The sequence below is a fragment of the Moraxella oculi genome (assembly GCF_023336735.1).
Taxonomy (GTDB): Bacteria; Pseudomonadota; Gammaproteobacteria; order Pseudomonadales; family Moraxellaceae; genus Moraxella; species Moraxella oculi.
The window spans coordinates 66,649-80,183 of the sequence record NZ_JAMBAQ010000004.1 but is presented as its reverse complement, the minus strand read 5'-3'; the positions used below and the strand labels follow the sequence as shown (position 1 = coordinate 80,183).

The 13,535-nt window shown below is 43.1% G+C and carries 17 protein-coding genes; 7 read left to right on the top strand and 10 right to left on the bottom strand.

Annotated elements, in window-relative coordinates; translation table 11 throughout:
- Positions 1–4: 4 nt before the first annotated feature.
- From M2R47_RS03350 to M2R47_RS03330, 5 genes are all read right to left on the bottom strand, one after another.
- Positions 5–475: a F0F1 ATP synthase subunit B gene (locus M2R47_RS03350; RefSeq protein WP_249098936.1), complete on the bottom strand. Its 471-nt coding sequence runs from the start codon at positions 473–475 to the stop codon at positions 5–7.
- Between the two features lie 106 nt (positions 476–581).
- Positions 582–827: a F0F1 ATP synthase subunit C gene (gene atpE / locus M2R47_RS03345; RefSeq protein WP_078277101.1), complete on the bottom strand. Its 246-nt coding sequence runs from the start codon at positions 825–827 to the stop codon at positions 582–584.
- Positions 828–873: 46 nt separating this feature from the next.
- Positions 874–1,743, bottom strand: a complete 870-nt coding sequence (atpB, locus tag M2R47_RS03340) for a F0F1 ATP synthase subunit A (protein ID WP_249098933.1) — start codon at positions 1,741–1,743, stop codon at positions 874–876.
- A gap of 442 nt (positions 1,744–2,185) precedes the next feature.
- Positions 2,186–2,575, bottom strand: coding sequence for a hypothetical protein (locus M2R47_RS03335; RefSeq protein ID WP_249098928.1), 390 nt, complete (start codon positions 2,573–2,575; stop codon positions 2,186–2,188).
- Positions 2,576–2,793: 218 nt separating this feature from the next.
- Entirely contained in the window at positions 2,794–3,657 is an 864-nt protein-coding gene (locus M2R47_RS03330) for a metal ABC transporter substrate-binding protein (protein ID WP_249098924.1), read from the bottom strand.
- Positions 3,658–3,962: 305 nt separating this feature from the next.
- On the opposite strand from M2R47_RS03330, the gene M2R47_RS03325 reads away from it, so the two are divergent.
- From M2R47_RS03325 to gluQRS, 6 genes are all read left to right on the top strand, one after another.
- Positions 3,963–4,472 (top strand): Fur family transcriptional regulator, encoded by a 510-nt coding sequence (locus tag M2R47_RS03325; RefSeq protein WP_249098921.1) that lies wholly within the window; start codon positions 3,963–3,965, stop codon positions 4,470–4,472.
- Positions 4,456–5,208 (top strand): metal ABC transporter ATP-binding protein, encoded by a 753-nt coding sequence (locus M2R47_RS03320; protein ID WP_407068762.1) that lies wholly within the window; start codon positions 4,456–4,458, stop codon positions 5,206–5,208. Before M2R47_RS03325 ends, M2R47_RS03320 begins: the two co-directional genes overlap by 17 nt.
- Positions 5,205–6,011: a metal ABC transporter permease gene (locus M2R47_RS03315; RefSeq protein WP_249098918.1), complete on the top strand. Its 807-nt coding sequence runs from the start codon at positions 5,205–5,207 to the stop codon at positions 6,009–6,011. The genes M2R47_RS03320 and M2R47_RS03315 overlap by 4 nt, the downstream gene beginning before the upstream one ends.
- A complete protein-coding gene (locus M2R47_RS03310; protein WP_249098913.1) occupies positions 6,008–6,790 on the top strand; it encodes a metallophosphoesterase in 783 nt (260 codons plus the stop codon). Before M2R47_RS03315 ends, M2R47_RS03310 begins: the two co-directional genes overlap by 4 nt.
- Before the next feature lie 229 nt (positions 6,791–7,019).
- Positions 7,020–7,433, top strand: a complete 414-nt coding sequence (gene dksA / locus M2R47_RS03305) for an RNA polymerase-binding protein DksA (RefSeq protein WP_249098911.1) — start codon at positions 7,020–7,022, stop codon at positions 7,431–7,433.
- Positions 7,433–8,416: a tRNA glutamyl-Q(34) synthetase GluQRS gene (gene gluQRS, locus M2R47_RS03300; protein ID WP_249098908.1), complete on the top strand. Its 984-nt coding sequence runs from the start codon at positions 7,433–7,435 to the stop codon at positions 8,414–8,416. Before dksA ends, gluQRS begins: the two co-directional genes overlap by 1 nt.
- A gap of 11 nt (positions 8,417–8,427) precedes the next feature.
- Here gluQRS and M2R47_RS03295 read toward each other — a convergent pair whose 3' ends face one another.
- Together M2R47_RS03295 and murD are read right to left on the bottom strand one after the other, a co-directional pair.
- Positions 8,428–9,564, bottom strand: coding sequence for a peptidoglycan glycosyltransferase FtsW (locus tag M2R47_RS03295; RefSeq protein ID WP_249098904.1), 1,137 nt, complete (start codon positions 9,562–9,564; stop codon positions 8,428–8,430).
- 268 nt (positions 9,565–9,832) lie between these two features.
- Positions 9,833–11,245 carry a UDP-N-acetylmuramoyl-L-alanine--D-glutamate ligase gene (murD, locus tag M2R47_RS03290; RefSeq protein WP_249098901.1) on the bottom strand — a complete coding sequence of 471 codons (1,413 nt, stop codon included), beginning with the start codon at positions 11,243–11,245 and terminating at the stop codon, positions 9,833–9,835.
- A 143-nt stretch (positions 11,246–11,388) separates the two neighbouring features.
- Here murD and glnK point away from each other — a divergent pair, with 143 nt between their 5' ends.
- Positions 11,389–11,727 carry a P-II family nitrogen regulator gene (glnK, locus tag M2R47_RS03285; RefSeq protein ID WP_249098898.1) on the top strand — a complete coding sequence of 113 codons (339 nt, stop codon included), beginning with the start codon at positions 11,389–11,391 and terminating at the stop codon, positions 11,725–11,727.
- 67 nt (positions 11,728–11,794) lie between these two features.
- On the opposite strand, the gene M2R47_RS03280 is transcribed toward glnK, so the two are convergent.
- From M2R47_RS03280 to M2R47_RS03270, 3 genes are all read right to left on the bottom strand, one after another.
- The gene (locus M2R47_RS03280; protein WP_249098896.1) at positions 11,795–12,169 is read right to left on the bottom strand and encodes a DUF2147 domain-containing protein; all 375 of its coding nucleotides are present in this window, start codon (positions 12,167–12,169) and stop codon (positions 11,795–11,797) included.
- A 133-nt stretch (positions 12,170–12,302) separates the two neighbouring features.
- Positions 12,303–12,551, bottom strand: a complete 249-nt coding sequence (locus M2R47_RS03275) for a hypothetical protein (RefSeq protein ID WP_249098893.1) — start codon at positions 12,549–12,551, stop codon at positions 12,303–12,305.
- 26 nt (positions 12,552–12,577) lie between these two features.
- Positions 12,578–13,522, bottom strand: coding sequence for a DNA/RNA non-specific endonuclease (locus tag M2R47_RS03270; RefSeq protein ID WP_249098890.1), 945 nt, complete (start codon positions 13,520–13,522; stop codon positions 12,578–12,580).
- Between the last annotated feature and the right edge of the window lie 13 nt (positions 13,523–13,535).

Below are 13,535 nucleotides of genomic sequence, written 5' to 3'. Positions count from 1 at the left end.
CTAATTACAGCTTAGCCGCAAGCTGGTTTAGCATGTCAGCATGTTCTTGTTCATTGACTTTGCTTTGCAAAATCTTTTCTGCACCTAGCACTGCCAATTGAGCAACTTGTGAACGAAGTTGCTCACGGGTTTGAGCAGCTTCTTGCTCAACAGTTGCATGAGCTTGTGCAATGATACGCTCACCTTCTAGGCGTGCCTGCTCTTTTGCATCTTCAATCATTTGGTTTGCGGTCTTGTTAGCACGCTCAATGATGGAAGAAGCTTGAGATTTTGCGGCTGCAAACTCTTGTTCTACTCTCTGCTCAGCAGAAGCCAAATCTGCTTTGGCTTTTTCAGCGGCACTTAGACCCTCTTCAATTTTTCTTTGGCGCTCATTAATAGCACCGATCAGTGGCGGCCATACGAATTTCATCACAAATAGTACGAAAATCGTAAAGCTAATCAACTGACCAAGAAGTGTAGCATTAATATTCATCCAATCACCTCATTGTTAGTAAAAGTCAGGTGATAGCCAATTCTAGGTCGCTTCACTGCATAACAATTCTGCGACCAGAAATGGGCGTTAAACTGACAGTTTCAGCTTATGCGAATGGGTTGGCGAATAATAGAAGCATCGCAATACCAACACCAATCATTGGTACGGCATCAAGCAGACCCGCCACGATAAACATTTTAGTTTGTAGTTGTGAACCCAACTCTGGTTGGCGAGCGGTACTCTCTAGGAATTTACCACCCAAAAGAGCAAAGCCAATGCCTGTTGCCAATGCACCTGCACCGATGAGTAGAGCGACTGCAAGTAGTGTGTACTGTGCGATTACTGGATCCATGATGTCTCCTTAGATCTAAATAAAGGGTTGATTAAAAGGTTTTTAATTAATGTTCTGATGTTTGCGAGATGAGCGACAGATAAACAATCGTCAACATCATAAACACGAACGCTTGTAAAGTGATTACTAAAATATGGAAGATTGCCCAAGGCACTGATAACGCCCACTGAATCCAAAATGGCATTAAAGCAATCAAAATAAAGATGAGCTCGCCCGCATACATGTTACCAAATAAACGCAGTCCGAGAGAAATTGGCTTTGCAAGTAAAGTAACAATTTCAAGAACTAGGTTTACAGGAATTAGCAATGATTGCAACACTGGATTTTTTGCACTAAATGGATGCAATGTGAATTCTGCAATGAATCCACTGACACCTTTATATTTAAGACCAAATCCAATGATTAGGAAGAATACGCCAATCGCCATACCCATGGTGATGTTCGGATCTGTTGTTGGTACAATCTTGAAGTAAACATGATGTGGATCATGTCCCATGGCTGCACCAACCTTTTGTGCAAGTACTGGAATCCAGTCTACTGGTATCAAGTCCATCAAGTTCATCAAGAAAATCCAAACAAAAATTGTTAAGGACAATGGAGCGATGAGCTTTGAAGGGCCGTTATAAGATTCACGCACACTGTTATCGACAAAATCCACAATCATTTCGATAAAAGCTTGCAACTTGCCTGGCACACCAGAAGTTGCTTTGCGTCCGATTGCCCAAAACAACGCACAAAAAAAGATGCCCAAGCCAATGGCCCATAGCATTGAGTCTAAATGAATGGCGTTAAAGCCCATTTCTGCGGCTTCAGCGGCATCGTGAGCCACTTTCCAACCATGCTCTGGATGATGACCAAAGGTCCAGTTGGTTAAGTGGTGGGCGATATAATCTGAAGATGTCTGTTCGGCTGCCATAATAAGTTTCTTATTTCAAGTCAAACAAAAAGATTCGGTGATAAACACCCAATCAGAACCAAAATCCATGATAAACATCAAAAGACAACTGAATGTCGCCGACTGAACACTTATCTGAATTTAAGATACCATTTTAAATGCTCAAATCACATCACCCACCAAATCTTATGCAATCACTACAACTAAGCAGTCGGAATCCATGATCAGTTTGCAATAAATCGTATCAAAAAATTACATTCATATCTGGTTGCCTATCTTACTTTACTCAAGGCTATATGTAAAGAGTAAATATGAATTTTCCTACTGAAATTTTACAATTTAAGTTAATTTGAAGCAAAAGTCAGCTTAAATTGTAAAAATTGACCTCATCTGCCGTTTGAAGTTTCAATCAACATCCATCAATAGTAATAAATGCCACTCATCTTAAAACACAAAGGCAACATCATCGCATCTTAAATAAACCAACCAAACAAAATAACTGCATGACAAAATAAGCAGTTACCACACTAACAGCACTGATCGGTTGAGCATGAATAAAAATCAATGCGAACCCCACCAGTGTCGTGAGCCATTTTAACATCTGGCCAAGGTACATGTTTAGCAACACGCCTTGTCTTAGCTTTTTATTACTGTAAGCCACCAAAATAAAGATGCTTTGAGCGATGAAATTTAACGAAGCACCTGCCGCCACACTTTTGGTCATGAGCCAATCACGATTCATGATCATCTCAACACATGCGACCAGCAGCACCATCGCCAGTAAGTACCACAAACAATATTTTTGTACTTGACAGACTTGCTTTTTTTTATTGCGTCCTGCGGGTTGAGTCATCAATCCACTCTTGTTCAAAACTGTTTAAAAGACTCTTATCGAGTATCAATAAAAATCCATCAAAATGCACACGAATAACTATCAAGATTCGTGTGCACAAATGACCGTATTATAAAAATTTTTTTTGATATTAACAATAGCAAATGCTTGGTTTTATAAAAAAATAATCGACCAAAGACCACCCCAGCAAAAACACTAAGACACATTGCTAAGATCAATCAAACACCTTGAGTGCACCGCTGAATGTCCGTCACCAACCCAACCCAACCTTGGATAAAGTCCTTAGCATCACTCATGTCTTCTTGATGAACCACCGTGCTTACCTCACCCAATTTATTAACGATACCATCGGAAACTTTGCGTTGTGATGCCACACACATATGTGTCTTAGGTCGGGTCTTTTTTAGATGGGCGATTTGACTTGCTTTAGGAGACAGATGGTGATCTGCGGTCAACGCTCCATCAAAAGTCAAATTTGCTGATTTTTCAAGATACTGAAAAGAATCGTGGTACGCCCAGTATGGCATGGGTTTACCTTGAAGCTTCACCGACCGCACCGCCTCATCCATGCGAACTTGAAAATTTTTGGCGTTTTGGGCATAAACTGATGCTTTATCTGGATTGGCGTGCGAATGAATGACCGCAAGTGCTCTTACGATTGCCTTAGCGTTCTTAGGGTCAAGCCAAATATGCACATCCAAACTTTCTGGCTGAGGCTTTCCATCGATATGACGCATTGGCAAACGATCAAAAGCTTTTAAATCAAACAATGAGATTGCATTAGGTGCATCACTTAGAGTATTCACCAAGTTTTGTTCAAGCAGCCCACCAAACCATACCACATAATCACTCTCGCCAATCAATTTTTTAGCAGAAGGACTAAGCTCACCATGATGACCAACATCACCCGCCCCCAACAACATTTGGGCAGGATGGTCATCGCCTGTAACAGCATTAGATAGCAGCAGTAGCGGATAGTTACTCACGCTCACCACGCCTGCATTTGCAACCAATACATTTGCCATCAGAGTAAATGCCGCACCGACTTTCGTCAGTGTTTTTAGTGTGTCTATTGACTTCATTATTTGTTCTCGCTATGTTGACTTAATCGTCTATGATGTGAAGATTTTTATAAAGCTTACACAACCAATCAAGTTGAAAATATGCTATATTATAACCCAATTATCTACAATTGACATGAGTCAAGAAAAAATAATTTTATTCAGAACATTCAGTTGAATTAAGAATGAGATGTAAAAATTGGTTTTTATCATGGGAAAAAGGTCTTCTATAAGGTATAATATAACCGTTTGAGCATCAAAACCACATCAGCATCAGCTTGTTGTAACACAAAAATTTCATGCAACCATAAAAGACCAAACGCATCATGACAACATCATCACACACCTGCACCTGCGACCATCACCACGATGTCCACCATCAGGATGTCAATGAACGCATTATTGAAGCTAAGGCACATTGCAAGGCACAAGGCGTTCGATTCACGCCACTGCGTGAAGAGGTATATGCTTTAATTTTGGCATCAGACAGACCTATGGGGGCGTATGATTTGATCAGTGCCCTACAAGCTTCTCGCCAAAAAAATGGGGTCGCCTCCAAAAATATTGCTCCCCCCACCATCTATCGGTCGCTTGATTTTTTATTAAGCGAAGGCTTGATTCATCAGCTAAGCTCACTAAATGCGTATGTACCATGTTGCCATCCACGCTCAAAGCACGCAGCGGCTTTTTTGATTTGTCAGTCTTGCAGCAAGGTAGAAGAATGTAGCAATCTGCCTGTTAATGACATCATTAACTTTGCTAAAAATGACGCTCGATTCGCTGTATTACAGACCATCATTGAGCTAAAAGGCACTTGTCGTGATTGCCAACAATAACGCATTGCTTGGTCTACGCAACATTGGATACCAAGCATCAGGCACAACATTGCTTAGCGATGTGTCTTTTGACTTATATGCTGGCGAAATGGTCAGCTTGATCGGCCCTAATGGTGCAGGAAAGTCCACCCTAGTCAAAATCATCTTGGGCTTATTAAAGCCCACTTCTGGACACATTCACACAACAGCAACAAATCTTAGCTATGTCCCACAAAAATTTGGCATACCTCAGATTCTGCCTTTGCGCGTCCAAGACTTGCTTAACCAAGCCAATAAAAGACGACTGAATGCCGACCAAAAAGCATTCATCTTGGAAAAATTATCCATCGCACCACTCATTAATAAACAGTTGGCAAATCTGTCTGGCGGAGAAACACAGCGTGTACTGTTGGCAAGAGCCCTGCTTGACAAACCACAGTTGCTCATCTTAGATGAACCCATGCAAGGCTTGGATCCAGATGCCGAAAGCTGGCTATATCACTTTATTGATGAATTGCCTGACTTTTTGGCATGTGCCATGCTGGTTGTGTCGCATGACTTATATTGGGTAATGAAAGGCTCAAAGCGTGTGATATGCCTTAATAAACACATTTGTTGCCAGGGTGTGCCAAGTCAGATTGCCTCAACACCTGAATTTCATCGTTTGTTTGGGCATTTTCAGCCTTACATTCATCATCACGACCACTGCCAGCATACCAACGATTGTCATCAACATGATCATGAGGACATTTTATGACCACATGGCTACCCATCATTGCACCCGCATGGATTGCAGGTTCGTTGCTTGCTTTGTTGTCAGCACCACTTGGCTGCTTGGTATTATGGAGACGCATGGCTTTTTTTGCTGACACGCTTGCTCATGGGGCATTGCTTGGTGTAGCGATGGCCTCTTGGTTAAACCTATCTACCAATATTGGCATTGGCATCGTTAGCATGTCTGTAGTGATTGCTCTGATATTCACCAATGACAAAAAACTGCCGAATGATGCCACGCTGTCTGCTGCTGCCGCAACTTTGCTTTGTCTTGGATTGCTCACTCTCACTCAACTGACTCAGCAACAGGCGAATGTTTTGGGATTTTTGTTTGGCAGTCTGCTTGACATTGACTGGAACGACCTACCAGCTCTTGGCATGATGATACTGATGGGGGGTGCTTTCTTGGTTTGGATTTGGGACGCTCAAATCAAGCTTGCCAGCTCCGAACCGCTCGCTCAGATTGCAGGCATCAAGCCTTTACGACAGCAGATTTTTTTTATGGGACTGTTGGCGGGTTTTTGTGCGATTGCCTTGCAAGCGGTCGGCAGCTTGCTCATCAGCGGACTACTCATTTTACCTGCGTTAAGCGCTCGCCTGCTTTCGTTTTCTCCTCGTCAGATGGTCTTGATTGCAATGATTTTGGCGCAGGTTGGGGTAACGGTGGGCATTTGGGGAAGCGTTTTGCTTGATGTGCAGACAGGTCTTGCCATTGTCTTAACCTTGGCATTGGTGTTTTTTTTATTACTTGTTCATCATAAATTTCATAAGAGCAATCAGGCGTGAACCTCATTCATCACCAAGACACATTCAGCATTGCCCAGCTTAGCGACCTACATTTATCAGATGGGCGAAGTTTTGATGGGTTTTTAAAGGTGTTGAAGCTTGCAGTTGCACATTCGCCAGACTTATTGCTTCTGACTGGCGACTTGGTGAATGACGGCAAGACAGATGGGTACGACTGGTTATTCAAAACCCTTCATCAAACCAACATTCCCTACCTGTGCATGATGGGCAATCATGATGTTACACAAGAGATGGGACATGAACGACCGTTTAACGAACGCCAATTCCTACCCATCAAAGCCGATGACAGACTCATCAGGCATCATCGTCTAACCATTGAAATGACCGACACCACTTGGCAGATCTTGACACTCAACTCTACAATCAATGGCAAAATACACGGCAGGCTGTCATCAGATGAGATGCAATTTTTACAAATTCACTTATCCGACCATACACCCACCATCATTGCCTTGCATCACCACCCACAACCTGTTGGTTCGGCATGGATTGATGCTCATATGCTAAGTAATGGTGATGATTTTTGGCGAACAATCGCTCCTTACGATGGTGTTAAAGCCGTACTATGCGGTCATGTACATCAAGCACACAGCTTGCAAATAGATGGTAAAACATTGCATACTTGTCCTGCCGTTTCCAGACAGTTTCGCCCACATCAAGATGATTTTGCAATTGATGATGTTGCCGCTGGATTTCGTTTGATACAAATTTGCAACAAAAAAACCCTAGAAACTTGTATTAAAAGAGTCCAAAATTAGACGGTTTGTTTATCAGTTAATTTTAGTTAATTTTCTATTTTCAAGCCAAACACCTCATCAGTTTTACCCATGATGAATCAAGGCTGATAAGCGCCAAATCATGAGACCATGATGGCTTATTTAATCCGCTTGATCATGTTTGGCGACAACACCGATGTGATTTGATGTCATCATATCACCAATCCACCAATCCACCAATCACAATAAACTTTAAAGGATCATTCATTGCATGGCTACTAAGATTTTTTCACCTTATCAAGCAGGCAAAGACGAAGAATACATGTCAGAGGAACAATTGGCACACTTTCAGACCTTGTTACTTGCTTGGAAAGAAGAACTCATGTCAGAAGCAGAACGCACCAAAGATTACATCAATGAAGAAACAGGAGCAATGGCAGATATCAATGACAGGGCAACCCAAGAAGAAGAATTTGCCTTAGCGTTGCGTACTCGTGATCGCGAACGCAAACTGATTCGAAAAATTGACAAATCCATCGCTGAAATTCAAACAGGTGATTATGGCTACTGTGAAACTTGTGGTACAGAAATTGGTCTAAAACGCCTAGAAGCTCGCCCAACCGCCACACAGTGTATTGATTGTAAAACACTCTCTGAAATGAAAGAAAAACAAAATTTAGGCTGATGATCAGTACACCAAACCATCGACCCATCATTGGGCGATTTGCACCCTCTCCAACAGGACATTTACATTTAGGCTCGCTCACAACCGCTGTGGCGAGCTTTTGTCAGATAAAGTCATTGGGTGGTATTTGGTTGCTACGCATTGAAGATGTGGATTTTGAACGCTGTAAAGCACAGTACACCACTTCCATCCTACAAGACCTAGAAAACTTAGGACTGCATTGGAATGGCGATGTGACATTTCAATCGCAAAGAATGGCGATTTATGATGAATTCATGGATCGTATCAAACCTTTGACTTATGCATGCCAATGCTCTCGCAAACAACTGACCGAATATTTTAGGCAACACCCCAAAAACACCGACACACCCTTGGTTGCTAATGACATACTCATGCAGATGGTCAACACCGAAAGCCTAAACACACCATTGATTTATCCTAGAATTTGCCTGCATCGCCATCATGACAGGCATCAAGCAAACAGTAAAATCCGTCTATGCTTACCCGATGTGTTTGGTGCATTTTATGATGGCATTCAAGGAGTCATTTGGGACAATCCTGCCAAAAGCTTGGGTGATGTCGTCATCAAACGCCAAAACGGCATGATGAACTACATCTTTGCTTGCTCAATTGATGACGGACTTCAAAACATCAGTCATGTCATGCGTGGTCTTGACATCATGCCCATGACAGTGGCACAGATTGCCATCAATCATATCGCCAACCTGCCTGTGGCAGACCATTTTTATCATCTGCCTTTATTGCATAACCAAAATGGGCAAAAACTCTCCAAACAAAATCTCGCCAAGCCCATTAAGAACACCAGACCCAGCGATTTGCTGATTCAAGCCTTAACGCTACTAAAACAACCCATCGCTGATGACATGTCAACAGGCACCGTAGATGAGATACTACAATTTGCCATCAAGCACTGGAATCATCAGCCACTAATGCACAAATCCAGTCTGGGCATGACCGAATAAATACCCAAACATCAATAATTACGACTTTGCCCTGCTCGCTCAATATTGACACTCTCCTTATCAATTTTTAAAATCATTCCAATCATCATCAAGCTCACCAACATCGACGAACCTCCATAGCTATAAAATGGCATGGTCAATCCTTTGGTAGGCAACATGCCCATATTCATGCCTGCATTGATCAACACCTGACCAAAAATCACCGCCGCAAAGCCTGCCGTCATATAACTAAGACGCAGTTGTCGGCGTTTTAGGGCAGCATAACTGATGGCACTGATGGACAATACCACCAGTGCTTCTAATAACAATACCAAAGATACCCCAAAAAAACCCAACTCTTCGCCAGTAATCGCTAAGATAAAGTCGGTGTGTGCTTCAGGCAGATGTGACAATTTTTGGATACCGTCACCATAGCCCACACCCGTGAGCTGCCCTCGACCAAAAGCAATCAAACTTCTAGACAGCTGATAATCAGAATTTTGCATGTCATCAAATGGATTCAAAAAAGAAAACAAGCGTTCACGACGATATCCTGCAAGCAAAATGCCCAGCATGATGATTAAGGCGGTAATCATGACAATCACCACATAGTCTTTGAGTGGTGAGCCAGCCACCCAAGCAATGACCAGTAAAGTCGCCACAATCACCACCACCGAACCATAATCAGGCTGAAAAATCAACAACGCCAAAACTGGCACATACCAAACGAACAACCGCCAGCCCGTCAGAATGCTATCACGCATGTCAGCAGAACGACGCACCGCATATTCTGATGCAACCATGGCCATGACCATCTTGGCAAATTCGGCAGCCTGCCAGCTAAATCCAGCAAAACTCAACCAACGCTTTGCACCATTGATGGGTGTGGCGATGAGGGCAGTAAGAATGAGCATTCCTACCACCATATACCATAAGGCTAAAATGCCATTGAATCGACAATAGAATTTCAAAGGCAAATGATACACCACAGCAGCTGCCATCATACCAATGATCATGTACAGTGCCTGCGACCAAAAAAACCGCATGGGATAAATCCCTTTGCTTAAAGCATAGGGAATGGACGCTGATGCAATCATCAACAAACTCAATGATAATAAAAGCCCCAGGCACACGATGAGCGTTGTGCGTGCTGATGGCAAATATGACATGGACAACTTTTGAAAAACTGCAGGCATGACCTTAAACAACTTTGATGAAATGAATTTTAAAGATTAGACGGCTATTATAAACGACTTTTGGTCCATCATAGACACTTTCTTAAATTTACCCATCACTCAGACTGCCTGATGACACCAGCGATGGGATACCATGTCTGCCCATGCCCCATTCAGTTGCGTGTTTAAAGTTACTCAGATCACACGCCTAGCAATCAAGAGACCAAAAGTCGTGTAAGCACACCATAAGGCATTGGATGGGTTAGGTATTTTTTAGCTGATGAACCATGGCCACGAACTGATCGCCTCTATCCGCATAGCTAACAAATTGATCAAAGCTTGCACACGCAGGTGATAATAGGACAGCACCAGCATCACTTTGGCTGGCGGCATCTACTGCTGCTTGCATCGTGCCAGTTTGATGAATGCGACTGGTTAGCGATGACTTAGTGGCAAGCCCCTGCTCAATGATGTCTGCATCCGCTCCGATGAGATAAATGGCGTGTGCATAGATATCAAGTGAATCAGTCAATTCACTAAAATCTTGCCCCTTGCCCAACCCCCCCAGAATCAGTGCCAATGAACGCCGACCATATACCGCACCCAACCCCTCAATGGCGGCCAAAGTTGAACCGATATTCGTACCTTTTGAATCGTTAAAATACGCCTTGCCAGCCACCTCATCCACATATTCACAGCGATGTGGCAGCCCCTTAAATGCCTTTAATGCCTTGAGCATGCTTGGAATGTCCAAGCCTACTGCCCGACCAATCGCCAAAGCAGACAAGGCGTTAAGTAAATTATGCTTACCTTTAATCAATAACTCATCAGCAGACAGTAGCAATTCATCATCATGACATAGCCAAATCACCCCGTCTTTGTTAATCAGGCAAAAGTCTGCATGACACTCATTATCAATCAGTCCGCTTGTGGTGATGATTGCTGCTTTTGGCGATGCATCATCGATCATTTCTCGGCAGGATTTAGCAAGGTTTGAGTCATCAAGGCAGATGACGGCTGATTGCACCTCATCAAAAATTCGCAATTTTTGTGCCAAATAGCCAGCCATATCGCCATGACGATCCAAATGGTCAGGTGAAATGTTCAAGATGGTTGCCACGCCAGCACCCAGCTTGCTGATGTGTTCAAGCTGGAAACTTGACAGCTCCAATACAGCAAGCTGCATGCCTTCAATGTCTAGCAACTCAATGGCTGGCGTGCCGATATTTCCACCCACACCAACGACTCTGCCAGCCACTCTCGCCATCTCACCCACAAGCGTGGTAACGGTAGATTTGGCGTTTGAACCTGTGATGGCAATGATGGGCGTTGACAGACCCAAATGAACATCTCGTTCACGCAGGGCATCAATGAACAGCTGCACATCACTGATCACAGCAATGCCAGCTGATTTGGCAGCTCTGATGGCATCTTGACGAGGGTCAACCCCTGGGCTGATGACGATTGTGTCTGCCGATAACAAGACCTGCTCATCAATGCTACCAAAAGAAGTCGCCACCCCTTGTGGCAGCTTTGCTGCAAGGCTTGGAGTCAACTTTTCATCGACCACCATCACACGATGTCCGCAAGACTGCAAAAAATTCACCGCAGACAATCCAGAACTGCCCAGTCCAATCACCACATAAGATTTACCTGTTGGGTTAATTTGCTCCATCACTCACTCACTTTGATTATAAGACCATGGCTTATTGTAGCAGAATTTCACAGAATGAATATTGTATTTTTTTGACATTTGGCGGTATAATTGGTAGCAAGAATCATCAACCAATCCGACTCATCCGCCAAGGAAACATTTTCATGAAATTAGTCTCAGCAATCATTAAGCCATTCAAATTAGACGATGTGCGTGAGGCACTCTCGGAAATTGGCATTACGGGCATCACCATCACCGAGGTTAAAGGCTTTGGTCGCCAAAAAGGTCATACAGAGATGTACCGTGGTGCAGAATATGTGGTGGATTTTTTACCAAAAATTAAAATAGAAATCGCCTGTGCAGATGCCTTGGTTGATGCCATCATCGAAGCCATCATTAAGGCCGCCAACACAGGAAAGATTGGCGACGGTAAAATTTTTGTGACACCCATTGAGAATGTCATCCGCATTCGCACAGGTGAGATGGACGAACAAGCACTGTAAAGCATAGGGAATACTTAGCTAAAAAAAATACCCCGAAGACCGAAGAACATGGGGTATTTTTTTGGGATTATTTTGTGTAGCGGACACCGACTTGCGTGCCTGCACGACTACTAATAGTGATGTTGTTGCCATTTAGAGTGATGTTGGCAGTGCCTGAAATGGGTAGGGTTGGGTGCTTACCTTTACCTGCATACTTGCCACTACCTTGTGGCTTAATGTCTTTAATGACAGTCGCACCTTCACGCTTTTGGGCTTTTTTTGTCAAGCCTTTTGTCATCACCGCTTGGTACCCATCGCCTACTTTTGTGATTTTAATGATGGCTTTTTCTTCGCCTTTTTCACTCATTTTCCAAGTACCGACAATGGCATCATTATTTGCCAAAGCTGCTGTTGAGATGACCATGCCTAAGCTTACGGCAGCAAATTTAGCCAATCGTTTCATAAATACTCCCTAACATTTTTACCATAATACATGTTTAAACACAATCTGAGAACAACTGTGAACTGTTAAATCATTATAACCAAGCCACAAATGAAAAGCAAACATTAATTGAGCGTCTGGATTTGATGTCGTGTCAAACAAAAGGATTGATGGTAGTATCTGACTGTGTCGTTGATGACTCACTGACAGGCACATCTGGCAAACCGTCGAATGTCTTGATGAGATGCCAAGCAAAGTCATAGAGTGCTTGTGCCTGCATACGACCCACACCATCTCTACCAATCTCAACATCACCATGAATGATGATTTTATCCAGCTGATTTTCGATGGTTAAATTACCAATCGTAAGCACTTCATGATCATTTTGAAAAATTTCCATCATTTCTCCTTGCTAAATGAGCACACACTTTATTTATTTAAGGCACTCGTCATATATTTAAAAATTTCAATCAATAGCAATACCCAACCTTGAATGCTATTGAGATTAATGTCATCCAAGCTATCCTTAGGTTTGTCAGGCATGATGGTGCCATCAGTAGCAAGTCGTGGTAATTTAGCACTGTTTTGCACAGATGCAGGTAGGTTTGGCATGGCGTCAATCCCAGTGCGGTGAGCAAGTTCGGCCAAGCTGATGATTTCATGGCTAGAGTTTTCCGCATTGGGAGAGTAGTAAACCCCTGCTTGATTGAGACTTGGAATGTATATCGCCTTAAAAAAATGACTTGGCACCAGCACACGCCCACCGATCCGAGAAACAGCATGACCATCAAATACCACGCCAGTTACCACATAAACCCTACCATGTTGCATGGTCATTCTACGAGTGATTGACTCAATGTGCCGCCATATGTTACGATTATGCGTGCCGTTTTGTGGAGCGATGTTAGCCAGGCTAAAACTTTCATACTGAGTATTAGCATCTGCCATGTCGCCATTTGGTGCAAGATGACCCCTATCAAAACCTGAACGACTATAATCAGACAGCCCTGCCCTGCGATCGTGTGGCAGTCTTGTCTCCACACGAAAACTGTCTTTTCTTACCAGCTTTCTTGCTTGTTCAATGCGTGTTCGAGTCAGGTATTCCGCCGACCATAATGGCGTACGAGATACGCCAGAGTGCAATACCGCAAAGCCATCAAAACAAAGAGCATCAATCTTTTGATTGAGTTTTTTACCCCGATCACCGATTAGCATCGGTGCAACCCCTTCATAAAAATGTTGCCGACACTCAATAAAAGCATCATTAAAGCCTTGTGAAAAATCACCCTTGACCACCGCCACACTCGTCGCATGAGTGGTCGGATGATACAAAAAAACACAAGCAAAGATCTTCAATACAGATAATAGTCTCATGCGTCCATTATAA

What these genes read in the sequence shown, in the direction of transcription:
- M2R47_RS03350 (WP_249098936.1), bottom strand. Translation starts at nt 475, where the DNA reads ATGAATATTAATGCTACACTTCTTGGTCAGTTGATTAGCTTTACGATT.
- atpE (WP_078277101.1), bottom strand. Translation starts at nt 827, where the DNA reads ATGGATCCAGTAATCGCACAGTACACACTACTTGCAGTCGCTCTACTC.
- atpB (WP_249098933.1), bottom strand. Translation starts at nt 1,743, where the DNA reads ATGGCAGCCGAACAGACATCTTCAGATTATATCGCCCACCACTTAACC.
- M2R47_RS03335 (WP_249098928.1), bottom strand. Translation starts at nt 2,575, where the DNA reads ATGACTCAACCCGCAGGACGCAATAAAAAAAAGCAAGTCTGTCAAGTA.
- M2R47_RS03330 (WP_249098924.1), bottom strand. Translation starts at nt 3,657, where the DNA reads ATGAAGTCAATAGACACACTAAAAACACTGACGAAAGTCGGTGCGGCA.
- M2R47_RS03325 (WP_249098921.1), top strand. Translation starts at nt 3,963, where the DNA reads ATGACAACATCATCACACACCTGCACCTGCGACCATCACCACGATGTC.
- M2R47_RS03315 (WP_249098918.1), top strand. Translation starts at nt 5,205, where the DNA reads ATGACCACATGGCTACCCATCATTGCACCCGCATGGATTGCAGGTTCG.
- dksA (WP_249098911.1), top strand. Translation starts at nt 7,020, where the DNA reads ATGGCTACTAAGATTTTTTCACCTTATCAAGCAGGCAAAGACGAAGAA.
- gluQRS (WP_249098908.1), top strand. Translation starts at nt 7,433, where the DNA reads ATGATCAGTACACCAAACCATCGACCCATCATTGGGCGATTTGCACCC.
- M2R47_RS03295 (WP_249098904.1), bottom strand. Translation starts at nt 9,564, where the DNA reads ATGTCATATTTGCCATCAGCACGCACAACGCTCATCGTGTGCCTGGGG.
- murD (WP_249098901.1), bottom strand. Translation starts at nt 11,245, where the DNA reads ATGGAGCAAATTAACCCAACAGGTAAATCTTATGTGGTGATTGGACTG.
- glnK (WP_249098898.1), top strand. Translation starts at nt 11,389, where the DNA reads ATGAAATTAGTCTCAGCAATCATTAAGCCATTCAAATTAGACGATGTG.
- M2R47_RS03280 (WP_249098896.1), bottom strand. Translation starts at nt 12,169, where the DNA reads ATGAAACGATTGGCTAAATTTGCTGCCGTAAGCTTAGGCATGGTCATC.
- M2R47_RS03275 (WP_249098893.1), bottom strand. Translation starts at nt 12,551, where the DNA reads ATGATGGAAATTTTTCAAAATGATCATGAAGTGCTTACGATTGGTAAT.
- M2R47_RS03270 (WP_249098890.1), bottom strand. Translation starts at nt 13,522, where the DNA reads ATGAGACTATTATCTGTATTGAAGATCTTTGCTTGTGTTTTTTTGTAT.